This is a genomic window from Varibaculum timonense (genome assembly GCF_027694345.1).
Lineage (GTDB): Bacteria > Actinomycetota > Actinomycetes > Actinomycetales > Actinomycetaceae > Varibaculum > Varibaculum timonense_A.
In genome coordinates, this window is record NZ_JAQEVU010000001.1 from 34244 (window position 1) to 53265 (window position 19022).

Below are 19022 nucleotides of genomic sequence, written 5' to 3' on the forward strand. Positions count from 1 at the left end.
CATCCACAGTAGCCGCCGATAGGATGGAGAGAATCAATGGCTGATTTCCTGCAATATCCCCAGGGGGATTACGTACCTAAGCTAGTTACGTGCGCTCTTGAAGAAGCACGCAGATACGGTTCCGATATTGTAACCCGGGCTACTATCCCAGAAAGTGCCCGCAATCGAGTGCGGTTTAATGCTTGTGAAGATGGCGTTATCTGCGGGATTCCGCTTGCTCGCGAGATTCTTTCTCAGGTACTGGGGGAATACCAGTTGCACCTGCGCGTAGCCGATGGAACCGAGGTAACTGCGGGAACCACCGTGCTTGAACTTAGTGGGAATACTCGCGGATTGTTGGAAGCAGGAGATTTATGTCTATGGTTTCTTTCTCACCTGTCGGGGATTGCTACCAAGACGGCGCAGTGGGCGCAGGCACTCTCGCAGACCAAATTAGTGGTGCGGGATACTCTCTCGGTTACTCCGGGCTTAGGTGAACTTGAAAAATATGCGGTGCGAGCAGGAGGGGGAATGACTTCCCGTCTAGGAATAGGCTCATTCCCACTGGTAAGAGCAGCACACTTGCAGCTGGGGACGGGGCTGGGGGATGTGATGAATCATGTGCGAACCAGCGCTTCAGGTAAACCTATCGAAGTAGAAATCGAGGCAACCAAATACCTAGATCCCTTATTAAAGATGCAGGTAGATTTGTTGCGTCTACGGGGATTTAGCCCTGAGCAAGCAACTTTGGCAGCCGAGCATCGGGCAACTATTAATCCCGGAACTTTGCTGGAAGTCAGTGGGAATCTAGATATCGAGGACGCGCCCTCCTATGCCGAGAGCGGAGTCGATTATCTAGCTGTGGATTCTTTAACCGACAAGGTATCTCCACTTGGTATCAACATGGAATTTCGTTAATACTTGTGCAGCTTAACCTGCTACCTCTGAATATAACTTACCTATAAAGGAGCTGAAAGATGTTTTGGTTCGACTCAATCGAGCATAATCGCTGGCTGTCTGCGCGTTTGCAAGATCTTTTGGATTACGGACGTAAATCGGAGGTAAAAACCGGATTCGCCTGCCTCGATCGTAACGGTGAAGTCGATTTGGATCAGCCTATTCAACTCTATTTAACCGCCAGAATGGTGCATGTGTTTTCTCTGGGGGTGCTGCTCGGGATTCCTGGTTGTCGCCGCCTGGTAGAACACGGTATTCGCTGCCTTAACCAGTATTTCCGGGATGAAGAAAATGGTGGCTGGTTTGATGCGATTGACCATGAACTGGATGAACAAGGACGTGCGGTCGCCTATCCGGGTCGTGATGATAAACATTCTTACTCGAATGCTTTTTTGCTTTTGGGGGCGGCTTCGGCGACTGCCGCGGATCGGATTGGCGCAAATGAGCTAATGCAAGAAGCTATTCGCGAGAATAATCTTCACTGGTGGGATGAAGATGCTGGCATGGTTCGTGAAAGCTATAACCGTGACTACTCGGTTTGTGAGGACTATCGGGGTATTAACTCAAATATGCATATGGCAGAGGCCTATATGCTTTTAGCGCAGGTAACTAACGACAGCCAATGGTTAGAGCGAACTATGCGGATTCTACAGCGGGTAGCTCGGGTATCTCGGGAGTATAACTGGCGACTTCCGGAACATTTTGATTCCGAATGGAACCCGCTGCTGGACTACAATCTTGACAATCCTCAGGAAACCCACCGTGCCTATGGATCCGATATCGGGCATTCTTTCATGTTTTCGCGCCTAATTTTAGAGGCCAGGGCGATGCTTAAGACTTCCGGTAAAGAAGTTCCTGACTGGATGATTGAGGCTGCAACTGGATTGTTTGAGCGTGCCCGCGAGGACGCTTGGCGCAGGGATGGTGCCCCCGGTTTCGTGTTTACTGTGGATTGGTCGGGGAAGCCTCTTATTCGTGACCGCCAAGCTTGGGTGCAGTTTGAGGCTATAGGGGCGGCAGTTACTTTGCTTAGGGTAGCCCAGCAAGAGGGGGCAGATGTAGAGGACGGCGAGCATTATGAGCATTGCTACCGCTCCTGGATTGATTTCGCCTATGAGTATTTCCTGGTGCGCGGGGGACGGATTGTCCACCGGCTTTCCCCGGAGAATCAGCCTTTGGATTTAGAGAATCAAAAGCTGCGTGACAGTGTTTATCACGCGGTGCAGGCGTTATTGTTACCGCGTTTGCCGTTAGCTCCGGCATTTGCGGTAGCGCTAGCTCACGGACAGTTAGATAAACCGTTGCCACCAGAATCTGCCAAGAGGAAAATCTTTGGCGGATTTTAGGGCGCGCGGGTATCCCCTGTAACATAGGGGATACCTAGTGTTCTAGGCACGGATAGGAGAGTTGTCCGAGTGGCCGAAGGAGACGGTCTTGAAAACCGTTATACCCGCAAGGGTATCAAGGGTTCGAATCCCTTACTCTCCGCAGATTGGCAGATATCTATATTGTTCCGGTTATCTGCCACCAGTAAACATCTTTGAGAATTTAGCTGGAAATATCCGGTCAAACAGTAGCTTTAAGGTCCAGCTTGCCAATACTATAGAAACAATCTCCAATAGTTTTAGGGCAAGAATTTCTAAATCGTTAAAGGGAACGAAGTTGCTAAATAGTGGAAGTATCAACAGCTCAAATTCTGGAATTAATATCGGATTGTGCAGGGCAAATACGTAAAAAGCGCAATCAAAAAATTTGGGCATATCTTTCGTAAGCCAAGTGGATTTTAATAGTAACCACATCCCAATTAATTGTAGCAATCCAAAATTTACATCTGAGAGCATTCCGGGGGAATAGTGCCACAGCACTGTTACGGTTACAGTAAGGAAAATACCAAATAGTACCCAGAAGTTATTGTTAGTTTTTGGTTTAACAATTAGATTTGGTCGAACTATTCCGATATATGCCCCTAAAATATAGCTCGGAAGATAGCTAATCATATTGCCATACCACCACCAGCGTTTAAATGCTAAAGGTTCTGGGAAGTAGCCTAAATGGCGAGCAATTAAATAGGTGAAGATAGCGATTGTCAGTACGGTTAGTGCTGATTTGTGCTTAATCCGCACTATTAGGGGAGCGGGCAACATCAGGATTAAAAGGGCAAGGCAATACCAAAGTGGTCCCGCAACTGGTGAACAGAAAAATGAATCTATCGGGTTGAGATGGAGTCTAGCTTCTGAGGGACGGGTCAGCGTCATTAAAATAAGAACTGTAACTTGCCATAATAAAAATGGCAGCAGCAGTGATTTAACTCGGGATTTCATTTTCCGCCCTATTGAGGGGGGGCTGGCATTGAAATAGAGTAAAAAACCGGAAGTAAAAAAGAAAAAATTCATTGAGGTAAAACCTAGCTGATTTGCTAAGATTACATAGGTTTTTGCTAGGATACCGATTTTAGTTTCCGGACTGGTGAATGCCGCCAAAGATTTTGAATGATAAATTACTATTCCCAAGGTAAATAGCCATCTATATAGGTTAATCTTCCGGGAAACGGTTATATCCATCTTACTCCCTTAGGGACAGTTATTTCAGACCTGGTATTTCGTAAGTAACGAATAAGCAGCAGAAATAATACTACATTATTCCCGAAAGAAATGGGTGAGCGTACCTATAAAACTTGGTGAGGTAAAGAAAAGAGTTCGATTATCTTAAAAACTCTCTGCCGGCGTCCGCATCAGAGGAAACTTCTGGTGCGGACAAAAGTTCTATTCCACTTTTGCAGCGGCTTCACCAGGTGAAACGGACAGGAATCGCGGCTGGTTAAAGCCAGAATCCTTAAATGCCTGTACTACCGCTTTGGCAGTGGCGTCCACCTGGTCAGCGCCAACCAAGGTAATCGCGCACCCTCCGAAGCCTCCTCCAGTCATTCTCGCCCCGTAAGCGCCCATATTGCGAGCAGTCTGTACTGCTAAATCTAATTCTTCACAAGAAACCTCGTAGTCACGACGTAAGGACTCGTGAGAAGCATCAAGTAGGTCGCGCCACTTCGCTATATCTGCTCCAGTTTCTAACAGCTCGCACAGACGCTGGCAGCGGGCAATCTCGGTGAGGACGTGACAAACTCGAGGGCGCAAGCTAGCATCAGAGAGCTTATCTAGCTGTTCCCTAACCCAGAGGGGAGGATAATCTGGTGCATCCAGATTGGTTAGATTGTCACGCTCCGAAATAGTGGTTGGCACCAGTTCTCCTAGTTCCTTTACCCCCAGAAATTCAGCGGCTTTCTCACACGCTGCCCTGCGCAGACCATACTGACCATCTGCAAGATTATGTGAGGTACGGGTATCAATTACCAGTAGCGATAATCCTCGAGCCGGTAAATCAAAGGGGTGTAGACGGGTGTTCCAGCTGGCACAGTCCAGCTCTAGTACCTGATCTTTTTCGCAGAGCATTGATGCCGATTGATCCAAACCTCCAGTGGGTGCGCCCACATAGCGATTTTCTGCTAGTTTGCCTGCCTCTACCAGCAGTTTTCGTCCTTCTGGACTTTCAGAAAGCCCTAGTGAAGCCAGCTCATCAATACCCACTGCAATTGCACACTCTAAAGCTGCCGAAGATGACAGTCCGGCACTTAAAGGAACGCTAGAAGCTACCGCTACTTCCAGTCCTGGGATTTTTTGTGCCAGTTGCTCAGCTTTTTGGGGTAGGCTGCGTGTTTTAAGCACCTCAGCTAACCCGAGAATCACCCCTCCGATAAAGGCTCCCGGACCGCTGCTGGGATAGTTTTCTGCTAAATCAGATAGCTTTAGACACTTTAGCTCGGGGAAATCTTCGGAAATGATTTTTACCTGATCGTCCTCGCGCGGTCTAAGCGCTACATATACGGCGTGGGGGAGAGCTAGGGGCAGCGCTTTCCCGCCGTTATAGTCAGTATGTTCCCCAATCACATTCACCCGACCAGGAGCTCGCCACACCCCTACCGGGGAGGTCGCGAAAGTCTCTTCAAAAAGAGCCTTAGCTTTGTGTGCGCCCTCTTGCGGGTCGTAAGCCTCTACGAAATCGGGTTTTATTTCCATGATTCCCCCTCTTAATAGCAATAGTCTATTTCAGTCTAACTAGACTATTTGGACTAAGGGCGCACTTGAGCTTTTTAGCTAGAGGAACTTTAGAATTTACAAACCGATTAGCGTAAAAACTGCGGGTTCCCTAAAAAAGTAACCTAGATAGGCGTTGCCGTGCCATTTTTACCGCGTCGGGGTTACGGGAAAGCCGGAATAGTTCCAGTAAGCGTTGGCGATAGGAGTCCTGTTGTTCATCAGCTGAATCTGCGATTAAAGATAGCAGTAAATCGAAAGCCTGAGGCTCATTTCCAGCTTCAAAGAAACGATCGGCCAACACTAAGGGATTGGAATCGTCCTGCCCTTTTTGGGAATTTAACCGCTGCGCCATAGAAACTTTATCCACTAATGCCTGATAGCGCGAGGCCTGTTCGGGGGAATTGCGAAGCAGTTTTTGCGCCTGTGCTAGGGCGTCATCGTATTTTCCGTCCTCTAATAGTGCATCTACGGCTTTTTCTTCTTCTGTGCGCGGATCTTGCTGTTCGAGGTCGTTATCTCCTGCCATTTTTGCGTGCAGTCCCGTTTGGGCAGCAATTTGGAGAACCTGGTCAATAAGCGGTTTTATTTGAGATTTTGGTTGTGCGCCAGTGAATAGGGGTGCAGGGCGGGCACCAATCAAAGCCATCACCATTGGGATAGACTGTGCTTGGAAAGCCTGTGCTATTTGTGGGGCTTCATCCACATTTATTTTCACTAATTGGAAACGCCCTTGATACTCGCGGGCGAGTTCTTCAAGGATTGGACCTAGCTGTTTACAGGGGCTACACCATGGTGCCCATAAATCCAGAATTACCGGTACTTTGAGGGAAGTTTCGGCGACTTCTTCAAAAGTGTCGTCACCGGCATCCCGGATAAACGGTCCGGGAATAAGCTCTCCTGCGTCTTGGGGATTGCCGCTCGAACTGTTCATATAGGTGGAATCTGGGGTAAGACCAGTAGTAGGAGCGGAGTGCGCAGGCTTTGACGAGTTATTAGCAGCGAACTGAGATAAATCTACCGCTCCATGGGTTTGCGCCATTTTGAACCTTCCTTACTTAGATGCTGACGTCAAAACCTCAGACGCCGCAATCACCCGTACTTTTGCATCCTTAGTGTTCTTGGGGGGGATCTGTATCATTAGGCAGATAACCCGACTCCAAGTTGCCTTTTCTGTGACTTTGCCATTATCTAGCAGATTAACCACATCTCCGCTAAGGGTGATGGGCTTATCTTGTTTTACATCGGTCAGCTTAACTTCCTGAGTGTAGGTAGTTGCCACTAGCGCGCCATTTTTCGCGGGGAGATTAATCGCTAAAGTGTTGTTTTTAAAGTCGCTGGGAGTGATGGTGGAAGCAACTTTACCGGCATTACCTACCCCATCGGTTAGCGCCTTTAGCTCTTGGCGTTTTCCCTCCATGAGGGGGTCTACAAAAATCTTATCGGCATTTTTCGCTTTCTGGTCGAACACGGTCTGTGCCCAAGCGGTTACGGCTGCTTCTGGGGAGAGTAACAAGTTGGAGTCATTTTTGAAATCTAAGGTTTTTGAACCTCGGGCAACCACATCAGTTTCAGGTAGCGCCGCTTTCGGTAGTAGTTGCATCCATTGCCACAGTTGGTAGGGGTTCGTTGCCTTACTTTGTCTGATTACTTGCACATATTTTGCACCGTTTTTATCTGCGCCAGTTACATTTATCAGGGAACGTGGCCAGCTGTTTGAAGAGGTAACGGTGGCTAGCTCTGAGGTGGTGGGCAGAGTGGTGGGGGTTACTTGGCTGTTCTTTTGATGCATTTTATATTGGGCACTGCGCATTGCTAGTGCCGGTCCGCCTACTCGCGGAGCGAGTTTTCCGGCATCAAATTTTGAGTCACCTGCCGCTAGAGCAGCATTTACCGCTTTGAGGATGGGGGTTACCTGTTCGATTTGTAGCGCCGGATAGCTCTCGGTTTGGGTGGCTTTGGGTACTTCTTTACGTTGGGCAGTAGAGGTGCAGCCTGCGAGGCTCGCAATCGTCAGGCAGCTGGCTGTGGTTAGGGATAACAGTGTTCGCGTGCTTCTCATTAGTTGCTACCTCCTTGGCTTTGCTCGAATGTTGATTCGCCCTCGAAATCGTCAATATCAGGGCCTTCGCCTAGCCCGTCTAAATCAAAGTTATCGTCTTCAAACCATTCACCCGTGTTTATCGGGGAGGAAGTAGCTTCGTAAGGCTGGGCTGGCTCGATTGATTGCGCGGGTTCGTAAGGTTGCGCCGGTTCATAGGATTGAGCGGGGTTATAGGAAGCGTCTGGTTGGAAGGATTGTTCCGGTTGGTAGGACTGTGCTGGGTTATAGGACGCTTCGGGCTGGTATGACTGCTCGGGCTGGTGTGACTGTTCTGGTTGATAGGAGTGTGCTGGGTTAAAGGAGGCTTCCGGCTGGTAGGACTGCGCTGCTTGTTCAACCGGGTAGGGCTGGGCTGGCTCGATTGATTGCGCGGGTTCGTAAGGTTGCGCGGGTTCGTAAGGTTGCGCCGGTTCATAGGATTGAGCGGGGTTATAGGAAACGTCTGGTTGGAACGATTGTTCTGGCTGGTATGACTGTGCTGGGTTAAAGGACGCTTCGGGCTGGTAGGACTGCTCTGGTTGATATGACTGTGCCGAGTTATCAGAAATCACTGGTTGCGCTCCCTGCATAGGCGCAAAAGATTCCGCTGGCAGTTGGCTAGCTGACGCGGAACTCAGTTCATCTGCGCCAACTTGGTTTACAGGCTGCGTTTCGGTAGCCATCGGCTCTGACGAGGACGAATCGTCAGCAACCGTAACCGGGGTAGCTATTTCGGGTACGGAAATTTCGGGTTCTGCGGAAGTGTCCGCCAGGGGGTTAATCGGGTTTCCGTCCTCATCGGTACGCACCACCGGAACCAAGCCCGTCGGGAACTTGACTCCCTCAACCTCGATTGTTTCCTCCCCGCGTTCACGTGCTTTCCGTAACTCACTACGGGAGGGAGGATGAGCGACTGTTTGCAAAGACGGCATTTGTACAGTTTGTTCCGTTTGACTGTCCGGAGCCTGTTCAGCCCGCAATTTACGTTGCTCGCGCACCTGCTCTTCCTCTTTAGCAGCCGCTTTCGCGAAACGGAAAATAACCACGGCAACTATCGCGCCGACAAGTATCAACAGCACTCCCGCAACTAGCAGTGGCCAGAACCAAGGGGTGGAGACTGCCTGAGTCCATTGCATCGTCAGTTGCACATTACCTTCCTCTGACCACGCAATTACTGACCACGCGCCCTCGGAACGATTCCAAGTTTCGCTAATCTGACCGCCGTCTGCCTCTTTGTATTTCAGCCACATATCCCTACCAGCGGCTTCTCCGGGCTGGCGCGAATCTGCTTTTCCGCGGTGAGGCTCGGTTAAAAGAGTGGTTTTATCTTTTTGCCCGGTCACTTCCACATAATTCAAATCAGCTGCCCAGGCGCTAACATCGGCAGAACGCCCAATTGCGAGCGCCACTTTTCCCTGACCGGATACCGTAATTTTAGTGGCAGAATTGTACAGTTCAAACATTCCCGGCCTGGTAATAGCTAGGTTTTGCTTTTGGGAACTGGAGGGTAAAGAAGCCGATACCTGTGGGGAGGGTTTCCAAACAGTGGCAGTGCCCACCCCGCAAAGCGCAACTATTGAACCTACGATTACCAGTAGCAGTGGAAGCCAATATCTACGTAAGAAAGTGTTCACCAGTTTCCCCCAACCGTCAATTACCAACTATTTATAACTGTACTTTCTTTATGCCCATGATGCTTACAGCTCGTCCAGGGTGTGACTAGGGTCAATTTTAGATTACTGTTTGGTTTGAAGCCTTAATAAGTGAAAGACTAGGCAATGATACGGGGTTTCGCGCTATTGAAACAATGGACTAAAATGTTCCAGGTAGTGCCCAATCTCAGCAGCTAATCTTCAGGGAGGACCAGGTGGAAGAACAAACCGATTTCCCGATCGTAATGCGCGGTTATGATCGCGTTCAGGTCGATTTACAGATTCAGACTTTGAACAACCAGATTAGCGAGTTGCAACAGCGACTCGATACGGTTGATCAGCGCAATGTAGATTTAGGTGAACAGCTCGCAGAAGCACAAAAGCAGCTGCGTTCTTCTGATCGCAGCTCCTATACGGGGATTGGTGCTCGGATAGAACAGCTCCTGCGCAGCGCGGAAGAACAGTCTACTGCCGTCATTAACAAGGCTAACGCCGAGGCGGAGCAGCTGATGGAAAAGACTCGCAAGAACGCTCAGGATATGTCAGAGCGAGCAGAGGCGGAAGCGGCTTCCTTAATTTCAGAGGCGCGGCGTGAGGCTGAAGAGCGCACCACCACTGCTGCCACTGAATCCGAGACGGTTCTAACTAATGCCCAGCATCGTGCGGACGAACTGGTTGCCGCAGCAGAGCGGGAAGCATCCTCGCTGCGGGCAGAGACTAACACCCAGGTTTCTGACCTGAAAGCAACTGTTGATCGGGAAACCGAATTGCAGCGTGCTCAGGCCGAAAAAGACTATGTAGAGATGCGGGTAAAGGCAGAGCAAGAGGCTTCCCAACTGCGTAATGATGCTACTGCGGAGGCACAGGCGTTGCGCGAGTCCTCTTTGACCGAAGCCACTAAGACTCGGGAAGAAGCTAAAGAACAGGCAGAAAAGACTTTGGCTGATGCTCGCAAACAGTCTGAAAGCATTCTGAAAGAGGCGCGGGAAAGCGCCGATAGTATCCGTGCCGAGATTCAGCAGATGCGTCAAGAGGCAGAAACTGAGATTGCAGCAGCACGGGCAGCTGCTCGCGAGGCTGATGCTCAGGCTCATGAACAGTCTCGTTCCGAAACCTCCGCGATGGTGGCTGCCGCTAAAGCTCAGGTGGCAGACGCCGAGAAGCACTTGGGTGAAACCTTGCAGCGGGCAGAGCGCTTGCTGACCGATACTGATGCGGTCGTACGTCGCCGCCAGGAAGATGCGCGTCGCGCGGCAGAGGCCACGATTGCGGCTGCCGAGGGCGAAGCCGAGCAGGTGCGTGAAGCTGCTCGTATCGAAGCTCAGGCAGAGCGCGCTGCCGCGCAACGCACGGTGGAGCGCTTGGAGCGTCAGCGCGAATCCATCGCCGCTTACCTGGAAGAAATGCGGGGCTTGCTCGGCTCTGAGACCGCTACCGGTTTAGAGGGGCTGACTCCCATGCAGCAGCTTCCGGCGGTGCTAGCACAACCGGAATCGCAGAGCGAGGGCGAACAGCCGGCTCCGGTGGAACCTGCGGTATCTCCGGTCACTCCTGATGAAGAATCGGCAGCTACCGATTTGTTCACCAGCGAGAATTAATCAACATTTTACTTAGCTGAACTTTTAGGGTGTGCCTTTGAAAAATCAAAGGCACACCCTAACTGCGTGTATACCTTTCCCGCCAGCGTGCTTAGATTGAATAGTAGGATGGACAGTGTATTTTCATTCTTTACAGTTCAAAATCCAAGGAAGCGTCGAAGGACTTTTTTCTGCTAATGAACAAGAGTTAGACATTGCTGACCAGTTTTCCCATCTATCTCAATCGTTGGGGTTTGAGGGGGAGTCAGGTATTTATGCAGGTTTATGGGCTACCCAGTTCGTCTACGATGATTATTCTCTTCTTGAGGGTGATTTTTTAGCTAGAGGCTTACATCTCGACCTGCTTTGTGACAGCGATTATCCCATCCCATTTAGCGCCATTTTCTTGTGTCTGGGAGAAACTCTAAAACGAATAGCTAACTGCGTCGTAACGGAGCTCACTGTTTCGTGTAAGCCTTATTCAGTTAAGGCGAATATACCTAAGGGAAAAAGCAGCAGTACTCTTGAAAAACTCAGCGAGCCAAAAATAATAAACCACGCCCTCCCGGTTACCCAAGTCTCAACGATTATGTATTCTTGCAAGGGTAAGCGGAATACTCTTCTAGCATCTGGAGCGATACCTTTTACCATGACCCGATGTTACTTACCAGAACTTGCGTTACCATTTTCTGCAATCTATTCGCAATGGGGAAAGAGAATGCTGAAACATGCAGAAACGATTCAAATTGTAGCCAATTAGCATATTGCTTTTTGTTTCCGCCTTAACGCTTTCGGGTTGCAGCCACGAATTGGGCTGTAGTCTCCCTGTTAAACACTCGACTACCGTATTAAAAATCTCTCAGGGTGACCCTATAGAAGTTGTTCCCGAAGATAGCGCTTTTCGCAGGCGGATTCTAGGGGAGTTCTTTCGGGGGGGGAGAGAGGCTAATTCTTAAAGGAATGTATGGGGGCGGGGATACGTCCTCCGCGAGCCGCAAACCTTTCTGAAGACAGCGAGGTTACTTCCATAATTGGTGCCCAGCCCAGTAGACCTCCAAAATTCGCTTGGTCGCCTACGCCTTTGCCCGGTACTGGAATCACCCGCACCGCAGTAGTTTTCCCGTTGGCAACCCCGATAGCGGCTTCATCAGCAATCAAACCGGTAATAGTAGCGGCAGGAGTGTCACCGGGAATCGCGATCATATCCAGACCTACTGAACAGATAGCGGTCATGGCTTCCAGTTTCGCCAGACTCAAAGAACCGCGCTGGACTGCTTGAATCATATTCGCGTCCTCGGAAACCGGAATAAAGGAGCCGGAAAGTCCCCCTACCAGTGAACACGCCATCAGGCCGCCCTTTTTAACCGCATCGTTGAGCAAAGCCAAAGCCGCAGTAGTGCCGGGCGCTCCGACCGCTTCTACGCCCAGCTCTTCTAAAATTGCTGCCACCGAATCTCCTACTGCCGGGGTAGGGGCGAGCGATAAATCTACAATCCCAAAATTTACCCCTAGACGTTTAGCTACGGTTTGCCCCACCAGCTGCCCCATGCGGGTAATTTTGAACGCTGATTTCTTAATGACCTCTGCGCATTCTTCAAAAGGACGCCCCTTTACTCCCGCGAGCGCCCTCTCTATTACTCCCGGGCCCGAAATCCCTACCGATACCACCGCATCGGGTTGGCTCACGCCATGAAAAGCGCCCGCCATAAAGGGGTTATCTTCTACCGCGTTGGCAAACACCACCAGTTTTGCGGCTCCGATTCCGTCTTTATCGGCAGTTTTATGGGCGGCGGCGAGAACTTGCTCACCCATTTTTGCGGTCGCGCTCATATTTATGCCGCTGCGAGTAGAACCGATATTTACCGAGGAACATACGATATCGGTAGTAGCTAAGGCCTCGGGAATGGACTCCATCAACGCTAAATCGCTGCGGGTGGCACCGGCCTGTACCAACGCGGAGTAGCCACCCACAAAATCTACTCCTACGGCTTTGCCGGCACGATTGAGTGTCTGAGCGAAGGGGAGGGGATTATCGGTGCGGCAAGCCGCTGCCACCAGGGAGATTGGGGTTACCGAAAGGCGCTTGTTAATAATCGGCACCCCGAACTCGCCCGCGACTTCCTCGGCAGTAGCAACCAGGCGGGAGGCGGCGCTTAAAATCCGTTCTTCAATCCGCGCGCAGGCCCGCTCAATATCAGTATCCGCACAGTCCAGCAGGGATAGTCCCAAAGTAACCGTGCGCACATCGAGGTTATCCTCGGCAATCATCTGTATGGTTTCCAGGATTTCCCCGGTGGTATCCAGTCCCATTATTCTCCCTTGCGATTAAGGCTCCCCGCGTAGGTTCACGGTAAGTAGCTTAGAGTTTGTGCATGGCGTTGAACAGGGATTCCGCCTGCACTTTAATAACCAGCCCTTCGGTTTCCTCTACTGGATTCATAGCTGCCTGCACCTGCGCTAACCCTATTTGTTCCTCATCGAATTCCAGCTGCATAATCATGGTGAAATATTCATCCATCAAGGTCTGCGACACATTGATGATATTCACCTGGTTTTGGGCGAGCGCTTGGGACACCGCCGCGATAATCCCGGTGTGGTCAATCCCGGTAACTGTCATAATTGCTTTCACGTGCTTCAGCTTACGTTCTTCTACGGCTTTTTTGCGATTCCTCGCCCCTGTTTTCTTCACTTCTGAACTCTTTCGCAATAATGGAGGGGTGACCTCTAGTTTGATTTTTTCGACCCTCGTGCAAGCGGTAGTGCTATTTGTAGCCACCAATATTGACCACTTGGCGTTACTGGCTTTGTGGTTTGTTCACGGACAGAATCGTCCGGGAACTACTGCGCGTATCTGCGCCGGTCAATATGTAGGTTTCGGGGTTATCCTGGCGACCGCCATAGTCTTAAGCACAATTTCTGGTTTGGTGATCCCGCAGGAGTACCTGCGTTTCCTGGGGCTGATACCCCTGGCATTAGGGGTAAAAGCTGCAATCGGAGAAATCCGGGAGCGTGTTGGGTCTAGGGACTTCGAGGACGAGGACGAGGCACAACTAAAGGGGAAAAAGGTTAGCGTAGGCGCAGTTGCTCTGGTTACTATGGCTAATGGGGGCGATGAAATCGCAGCCTATCTACCAGTTTTTGCCCTCTCCACCTGGTGGCAAATCGCGCTGTTTAGCGCAGTGTTCTTAGTGCTTGCTGGCGTTCTGCTTGCTCTTGCCCGTTTCATCACTGGACGTATGGGGCTGGCAGAGGTCCTGGAACGTTTTGAAGCAATTATCTTCCCCACTGTACTTATCCTACTAGGAGTGCTAATCCTCGCCGATTTGCTTTAGGTTGATTGATTAGCAGTGCAAGATAAGCGATTACCAGTCGCAGTCAGGAAAAGAAGCGATTGCCAATAGCGCGGGAGTAGATTTTTCCTCCCGCCCAAGAATTTGGAAAACGTAGCGACGTTTTCCAAATTCTTATGCCCACCGCTCCCACTCGGATAAAATCTCCTCCCGCGCTCCTGTAACGCCGATTTGTTTTAGACGCGCATACGCAGGCGGGGATGCTGACTTATAAAGCGGTAAAATCACCAGGCGGTTAAACTGGCTGAGAAAGTTCCTAGGAAAGCTGGTGCGGTTATGGGGAAGAAACACGTGAAAACTAACGCCTTGCGCATCCTCGAAAATGCGGGGATTACTGTGCAAATGACGCAGGTTTCTTCAAAGGGCGAGTTTTTGGATGCCCTCACGATTGCACAAGAGCTAGGGGTAGGTGCGAATTTAGTGTTTAAAACTCTAGTTCTCGAGGGTGAGCCGGGGCAGCACTTTGTAGCGGTAGTGCCCGCTACTCACGAGTTAGATTTGAAAGCTGCGGCCAAGTGTTTTGGGGTAAAACACCTGGCAATGTTGCCTTTGAAAAAGCTAACCCCGCTCACCGGTTATTTAAAAGGAGCGTGTTCGCCCTTGGGAATGAAGAAAGATTTACCGACCGTGATTGATGAGTCGGCGTTTGCTTACGAACAGATTTATGTATCGGCTGGTAAACGGGGCTATCAGATGTTGGTTTCTCCGATAAATCTGCAAGAAATATCCCATGCTTTAAGAGGTCAAATCGCTCGTCCTTAAAAAGAGCATCTCGGTTATAACTGTCGTGGCGGCAGTTTTCGTCTTTATGGAAAACAGAGTAAAGTTTCGGGTGTACGAAATCTAGATACAGAAGAGCCGAAAAATGCTTTGATGGGAAAGGGAAAGCCTTGGCAACCGAAATAGTTTTCCCAACTAAGGAGGAATGAGCTTCACCGATGAAAAGGCAACTAACCCCAGATTCTCAAAAACTGCCCCGAGCTGAGCAGACCGCTAAAAAAGGAATTTTGCCTTTACTCGGGCCCGCTTTCGTGGCAGCAGTAGCCTATGTGGATCCCGGAAACGTGGCGGCGAATATCACCGCCGGTGCTCGCTACGGTTACCTCCTAGTGTGGGTATTAGTACTGGCCAACCTGATGGCGGTTATCATCCAATATCAAAGCGCCAAACTGGGGTTAGTAACCGGAAAATCCCTACCGCAGCTCTTAGGGCAACGTCTACCGAAAACCAAACGAATCGCTTTTTGGATACAAGCCGAAATAATCGCGGCCGCAACCGACTTGGCTGAAATCGTGGGGGGCGCAATCGCCCTGCAGCTATTGTTTAACCTCCCCCTGCTAGTGGGAGGGGCAATCGTAGGTTCAATCTCCCTGGGGTTACTTATTTTTCAAAACGAGCGCCGCCAAAAACAGTTTGAAACTATCGTAATTGCTTTACTGGCAGTAATCACCGCCGGTTTCCTGTCCGGTCTGCTGATCAGCCCGCCTGATCCGGCGGGAATGCTTGGGGGGCTGCTGCCGCGCTTTGCAGGTGCCGATACGGTGCTTATCGCGGCCTCTATGCTGGGAGCAACCGTGATGCCCCACGCTATTTACCTGCATTCTTCACTGGTCAATCACCGGTTTCCCCAGCGCAAACTCAGTGAGCTGCCCCGGCTGCTACGAGTCTCTAAACATGATGTCGGGTATGCGCTGATAGTGGCAGGAGCGGTAAATGTTGCCCTGTTGCTCCTAGCGGCATCGGCGCTAGCTGGCAAAAGCGGGACAGACAGCATCGAGGGCGCACATCACGCTATCGAATCCGCATTAGGGACGACCATTGGGGTTATTTTCGCCATTGGACTGTTAGCCTCCGGGTTGGCCTCTACCTCGGTAGGAGCCTATGCGGGTTCAGAAATCATGGGCGGGCTGTTACACGTGCAAATCCCCTTGTTTGCGCGTCGGCTAATCACCCTAATCCCCGCGTTATTGATTCTCGCCCTCTATCCCAACCCCACCTGGGCTTTAGTTATTTCGCAGGTAGCGCTGTCTTTTGGGATTCCCCTGGCGTTAGTTCCATTAGCTAGTTATACCCGCAAACGCGAACTGATGGGCGTTTACCAGGATTCGCGAGGAATGCGCCTAGTAATGGGGATTATTGTTGCCCTGGTGATTGCGCTTAACCTGCTGCTGGTGGTGCTGACTTTTATCGGAGTCGAGATTTAAGTACTCATTTCCGCGAAGCCGTGGGGGTGGACGAAGAAATATAAAAAATCAGTTAGCGCCCTCGAAACGATATTTTCGTTTACGAGGGCGCTAAGTGCTAGATTCCTAAACCTTCCTGCTATCCTTAGCTTTCTTTAGGGCGCAGCCACAGGCAACCTAGTGGGGGTACTCGCAGCTCAACCGAGTAGGGGCGACCATTCCATTCCATTTCCTCGGCACTAACCTCACCGAGATTAGTAACCCCCGAGCCACCATATTTTTGGTCATCGGTATTGAGGATTTCTTCCCATTCCCCACCATCCGGCAGACCAATACGGTAGCCTTCGTGCGGGTTACCAGCAAAGTTGCATACGCACACTAGCTTATGTTCGCGCCCATGGTCATCACGAGACTTACGGACATAAGAAATTACGTTATGTTCAGAATCGTTTACCTCAATCCATTCAAAACCGGTATGGTCATCGTCCCAAAGTGCCGGCTCGCTAGTGTAAATGTGGTTCAAATCGCGCACCAAGGATTGAATTCCCTGATTGCGGTTATCATCTAGCAAGAACCAGTCCAGTGAGCGATCTGCATCCCACTCGGCTCCTTGAGCAAACTCGGAGCCCATAAAAATTAACTGTTTGCCTGGGTGAGACCACTGGTAGGCGAACAGGGAACGCACTCCCGCTAACTGGCGCCAATAATCGCCAGGCTGCTTTGCCAGAATCGAGCCCTTGCCGTAGACGACCTCATCGTGGGAGAGAGGTAAAATGTAATGCTCAGAAAACGCATATACCAGTGAGAACGTCAATTCGCCGTGATGCCAGGAACGATTTACCGGATCTTCACGTAGATACCGTAAAGTATCGTTCATCCAACCCATATTCCACTTCAAACCGAAGCCTAGACCTCCGGCATCTGTCGGGGCAGTAACCCCAGGCCAAGCCGTTGATTCCTCGGCAATCATGCAAATCCCAGGATGTAGGCGATAGCAGCAAGCATTAGTTTCTTGCAAGAAAGAAATTGCTTCCAGATTTTCACGTCCGCCGTATTGGTTAGGACGCCATTGCCCATCCTCACGTGAATAATCCAAATACAGCATCGATGCCACCGCATCAACCCGTAACCCGTCAATATGGAACTCATCAAGCCAATACAAAGCATTGGCAACCAGGAAATTACGTACCTCGGTACGTCCGTAGTTAAATATCAGGGTTCCCCAGTCAGGTTGTTCTCCGCGCATCGGATCAGGGTGTTCATACAGCTTTGTGCCATCAAATTCTGCGAGAGCGAACTGGTCTTTAGGGAAGTGACCGGGAACCCAGTCCATAATCACCCCGATTCCCGCTTGGTGAAGTTTATCAATCAGGTAGCGGAAATCGTCGGGAGTACCATAGCGGGCAGAGGGCGCGTAGTATCCGCTCTGCTGGTATCCCCAAGAACCATAGAATGGGTGTTCGGATACCGGCATCAGCTCAACGTGGGTGAAGCCTAAATCTTTCACGTAGGAAACCAAATCCTCTGCCAAATCGCGGTAGGCAGTGTCATAAGACCAAGAACCGATATGGAGTTCATACACCGACATGGGGGAGGTATGCGGATTCGTGTTTGCCCGCTTCTTCATCCATTCGTCGTCTTCCCATTGATGATGTTTGTCGGTAACTACCGAGGCGGTTAAAGGGGGAACTTCACAAGCTCTAGCCATAGGGTCGGCTTTTTGTCGCCAGTTCCCGTCCGGACCTAAAATCTCGAACTTGTAACGGGCTCCGATTTCTACCCCCGGAATAAATAACTCCCAAACCCCGGAGGAACCTAACGAACGCATGGAGGACGCTTCTCCGTCCCAATAGTTAAAGTCACCTACTACCCGCACTGCCTGGGCATTTGGTGCCCAAACCGCAAAGGATGCCCCTTTGGTTTGTCCCATTTCGGTATCGTAAGTACGCAGATGAGCGCCCAGAGCGTCCCATAGTTTCTCGTGTCTACCCTCACCGATTAGGTGCAGGTCAAGTTCGCCTACTGTAGGTAAGTACCGGTAGCCATCATCGGTCTCTTTTGTGTCCTCTCCGTAGGTGGTTCGCACCCGGTAGTCGGGAATATCAGTCCCCTCTAAAACTGCAACCCAAATGCCGTCTTGTTCATGGGTTGCGGGATAAGTGCCTGAGGAAGTGACTATCTCTACCGCGTCAGCTAAGTGGGCGACCGTTCGGATAGTGACCGAATCCTCTCCGATGTGGGTTCCCAGTACTGAATGTGGATCAAAATAGCGTCCATGGGCAACGTTAGTTAGTACTTCTGGGTCTACTGCTACAGGTTTTGCGTTCATGGTTCTAGAGTGTCACGAATCGCCGAAAAATTCTTTGGAATAGCGCCCCGATTTCCAGATTTTTTAATCCCCACCGTCACCAAGCGTGCATTGAAATCATATGAAGGTTACCCAGGGTTGAGGTCAGCGCGTCGGGTGCGGTTAGTGTCGGTTCTCTTCCGTGTCGGGGCTGGCTCGGTAAAAGCACTCCGAGATTCTGCGGTCGGCTTTGTGGGGGGGCGCGGGGAGGAGGATTTTGCCTCCTGCCCAAAGAGTTAGAAAAGACTCTAGTCTTTTCTAACTCTTACGCCCACCTAGCCTAATCGGCATAAATACTCCTCCCCGCTGTATCTAGTTAGCGTGGCTCTCTCACATCTTTTACCCGCCGTGCCCTTGCCTGTCTGAAAACTGTGGGTGCGGGGGAAAGTTTGTCCTCCTGCCCAAGAATTTGGAAAACGTGGCGTCGTTTTCCAAAATCTTATGCCCACCGCATCTACTCGGATCAAACTTTCCCCCTGCTATCGCTAATTAGGGTGTCTCTCTCATATCTTTTACCGGCGCGACCTTTTATGGTGACGTTTTCACCCTCCCGGTGCAGTTTCACCCTCCCGAGATGGGAAATGTGGTCGTAATTGGAGTGTTTTGCCGGTTTTGGGAGGGTGGTTTTGTCTCGGGAGGGTGGAAACGGCGCGTATGCCTGGAATCGGGAGGGTGAAAATGTTGCTCTGGTGGGTGTGGTTGCTTGGTTGCGTGTCTGAAAACTGTGGGTGCGGGGGAAAGTTTGTCCTCCTGCCCAAGAATTTGGAAAACGTGGCGTCGTTTTCCAAATTCTTATGCCCACCGCG

General features: G+C 50.6%; 15 protein-coding genes and 1 tRNA gene. 8 read left to right on the forward strand and 8 right to left on the reverse strand.

From position 1 onward, the window contains the following. The first annotated feature begins 36 nt into the window (after positions 1-36). The 3 genes from PG728_RS00160 to PG728_RS00170 all read left to right on the forward strand — a co-directional run bounded on the left by PG728_RS00160 (position 37) and on the right by PG728_RS00170 (position 2424). Complete coding sequence (locus PG728_RS00160) at positions 37-897, forward strand: nicotinate-nucleotide diphosphorylase (protein ID WP_270624970.1); 861 nt, start codon at positions 37-39, stop codon at positions 895-897. Positions 898-956: 59 nt separating this feature from the next. Next, positions 957-2282 (forward strand): AGE family epimerase/isomerase, encoded by a 1326-nt coding sequence (locus PG728_RS00165; RefSeq protein ID WP_072510088.1) that lies wholly within the window; start codon positions 957-959, stop codon positions 2280-2282. A gap of 55 nt (positions 2283-2337) precedes the next feature. Next, positions 2338-2424, forward strand: a tRNA-Ser gene (locus tag PG728_RS00170). Positions 2425-2453: 29 nt separating this feature from the next. On the opposite strand, the gene PG728_RS00175 is transcribed toward PG728_RS00170, so the two are convergent. The 5 genes from PG728_RS00175 to PG728_RS00195 all read right to left on the reverse strand — a co-directional run bounded on the left by PG728_RS00175 (position 2454) and on the right by PG728_RS00195 (position 8741). Next, positions 2454-3497 carry an acyltransferase family protein gene (locus PG728_RS00175; RefSeq protein ID WP_270624971.1) on the reverse strand — a complete coding sequence of 348 codons (1044 nt, stop codon included), beginning with the start codon at positions 3495-3497 and terminating at the stop codon, positions 2454-2456. Between the two features lie 201 nt (positions 3498-3698). After that, positions 3699-5006, reverse strand: coding sequence for a galactokinase (gene galK / locus PG728_RS00180; protein WP_270624973.1), 1308 nt, complete (start codon positions 5004-5006; stop codon positions 3699-3701). A 130-nt stretch (positions 5007-5136) separates the two neighbouring features. Next, a complete protein-coding gene (locus tag PG728_RS00185; RefSeq protein ID WP_270624975.1) occupies positions 5137-6066 on the reverse strand; it encodes a tetratricopeptide repeat protein in 930 nt (309 codons plus the stop codon). A gap of 12 nt (positions 6067-6078) precedes the next feature. After that, on the reverse strand, positions 6079-7086 hold the full coding sequence (locus PG728_RS00190; protein ID WP_270624977.1) for a hypothetical protein: 1008 nt from the start codon (positions 7084-7086) through the stop codon (positions 6079-6081). Next, entirely contained in the window at positions 7086-8741 is a 1656-nt protein-coding gene (locus PG728_RS00195) for a hypothetical protein (RefSeq protein ID WP_270624978.1), read from the reverse strand. Before PG728_RS00195 ends, PG728_RS00190 begins: the two co-directional genes overlap by 1 nt. A 263-nt stretch (positions 8742-9004) precedes the next feature. Between PG728_RS00195 and PG728_RS00200 the strand changes: the two genes are divergently transcribed. Together PG728_RS00200 and PG728_RS00205 are read left to right on the forward strand one after the other, a co-directional pair. After that, a complete protein-coding gene (locus PG728_RS00200; protein WP_333558159.1) occupies positions 9005-10357 on the forward strand; it encodes a coiled-coil domain-containing protein in 1353 nt (450 codons plus the stop codon). Positions 10358-10472: 115 nt separating this feature from the next. Then, positions 10473-11096, forward strand: coding sequence for a hypothetical protein (locus tag PG728_RS00205; RefSeq protein ID WP_270624981.1), 624 nt, complete (start codon positions 10473-10475; stop codon positions 11094-11096). Positions 11097-11281: 185 nt separating this feature from the next. Here PG728_RS00205 and PG728_RS00210 read toward each other — a convergent pair whose 3' ends face one another. Together PG728_RS00210 and PG728_RS00215 are read right to left on the reverse strand one after the other, a co-directional pair. After that, a complete protein-coding gene (locus PG728_RS00210) occupies positions 11282-12646 on the reverse strand; it encodes a PFL family protein (RefSeq protein ID WP_270624983.1) in 1365 nt (454 codons plus the stop codon). A 49-nt stretch (positions 12647-12695) separates the two neighbouring features. Next, positions 12696-13025 (reverse strand): ACT domain-containing protein, encoded by a 330-nt coding sequence (locus tag PG728_RS00215; RefSeq protein WP_270624985.1) that lies wholly within the window; start codon positions 13023-13025, stop codon positions 12696-12698. 28 nt (positions 13026-13053) lie between these two features. Here PG728_RS00215 and PG728_RS00220 point away from each other — a divergent pair, with 28 nt between their 5' ends. The 3 genes from PG728_RS00220 (at position 13054) to PG728_RS00230 (ending at position 15890) form a co-directional block, all read left to right on the forward strand. After that, on the forward strand, positions 13054-13668 hold the full coding sequence (locus tag PG728_RS00220; RefSeq protein WP_270624986.1) for a cadmium resistance transporter: 615 nt from the start codon (positions 13054-13056) through the stop codon (positions 13666-13668). A gap of 294 nt (positions 13669-13962) precedes the next feature. Further along, positions 13963-14448: a Cys-tRNA(Pro) deacylase gene (ybaK, locus tag PG728_RS00225; RefSeq protein ID WP_072510080.1), complete on the forward strand. Its 486-nt coding sequence runs from the start codon at positions 13963-13965 to the stop codon at positions 14446-14448. A 176-nt stretch (positions 14449-14624) separates the two neighbouring features. Further along, positions 14625-15890: an Nramp family divalent metal transporter gene (locus PG728_RS00230; protein ID WP_270624987.1), complete on the forward strand. Its 1266-nt coding sequence runs from the start codon at positions 14625-14627 to the stop codon at positions 15888-15890. A 124-nt stretch (positions 15891-16014) separates the two neighbouring features. On the opposite strand, the gene glgB is transcribed toward PG728_RS00230, so the two are convergent. Next, positions 16015-18198, reverse strand: coding sequence for a 1,4-alpha-glucan branching protein GlgB (gene glgB / locus PG728_RS00235; protein ID WP_270624988.1), 2184 nt, complete (start codon positions 18196-18198; stop codon positions 16015-16017). Between the last annotated feature and the right edge of the window lie 824 nt (positions 18199-19022).

Bases quoted from the DNA above. Each gene is read 5' to 3' on its own strand.
- PG728_RS00160 (WP_270624970.1), top strand. From the start codon at position 37: ATGGCTGATTTCCTGCAATATCCCCAGGGGGATTACGTACCTAAGCTA.
- PG728_RS00165 (WP_072510088.1), top strand. From the start codon at position 957: ATGTTTTGGTTCGACTCAATCGAGCATAATCGCTGGCTGTCTGCGCGT.
- PG728_RS00175 (WP_270624971.1), bottom strand. From the start codon at position 3,497: ATGGATATAACCGTTTCCCGGAAGATTAACCTATATAGATGGCTATTT.
- galK (WP_270624973.1), bottom strand. From the start codon at position 5,006: ATGGAAATAAAACCCGATTTCGTAGAGGCTTACGACCCGCAAGAGGGC.
- PG728_RS00185 (WP_270624975.1), bottom strand. From the start codon at position 6,066: ATGGCGCAAACCCATGGAGCGGTAGATTTATCTCAGTTCGCTGCTAAT.
- PG728_RS00190 (WP_270624977.1), bottom strand. From the start codon at position 7,086: ATGAGAAGCACGCGAACACTGTTATCCCTAACCACAGCCAGCTGCCTG.
- PG728_RS00200 (WP_333558159.1), top strand. From the start codon at position 9,005: ATGCGCGGTTATGATCGCGTTCAGGTCGATTTACAGATTCAGACTTTG.
- PG728_RS00210 (WP_270624983.1), bottom strand. From the start codon at position 12,646: ATGGGACTGGATACCACCGGGGAAATCCTGGAAACCATACAGATGATT.
- ybaK (WP_072510080.1), top strand. From the start codon at position 13,963: ATGGGGAAGAAACACGTGAAAACTAACGCCTTGCGCATCCTCGAAAAT.
- PG728_RS00230 (WP_270624987.1), top strand. From the start codon at position 14,625: ATGAAAAGGCAACTAACCCCAGATTCTCAAAAACTGCCCCGAGCTGAG.
- glgB (WP_270624988.1), bottom strand. From the start codon at position 18,198: ATGAACGCAAAACCTGTAGCAGTAGACCCAGAAGTACTAACTAACGTT.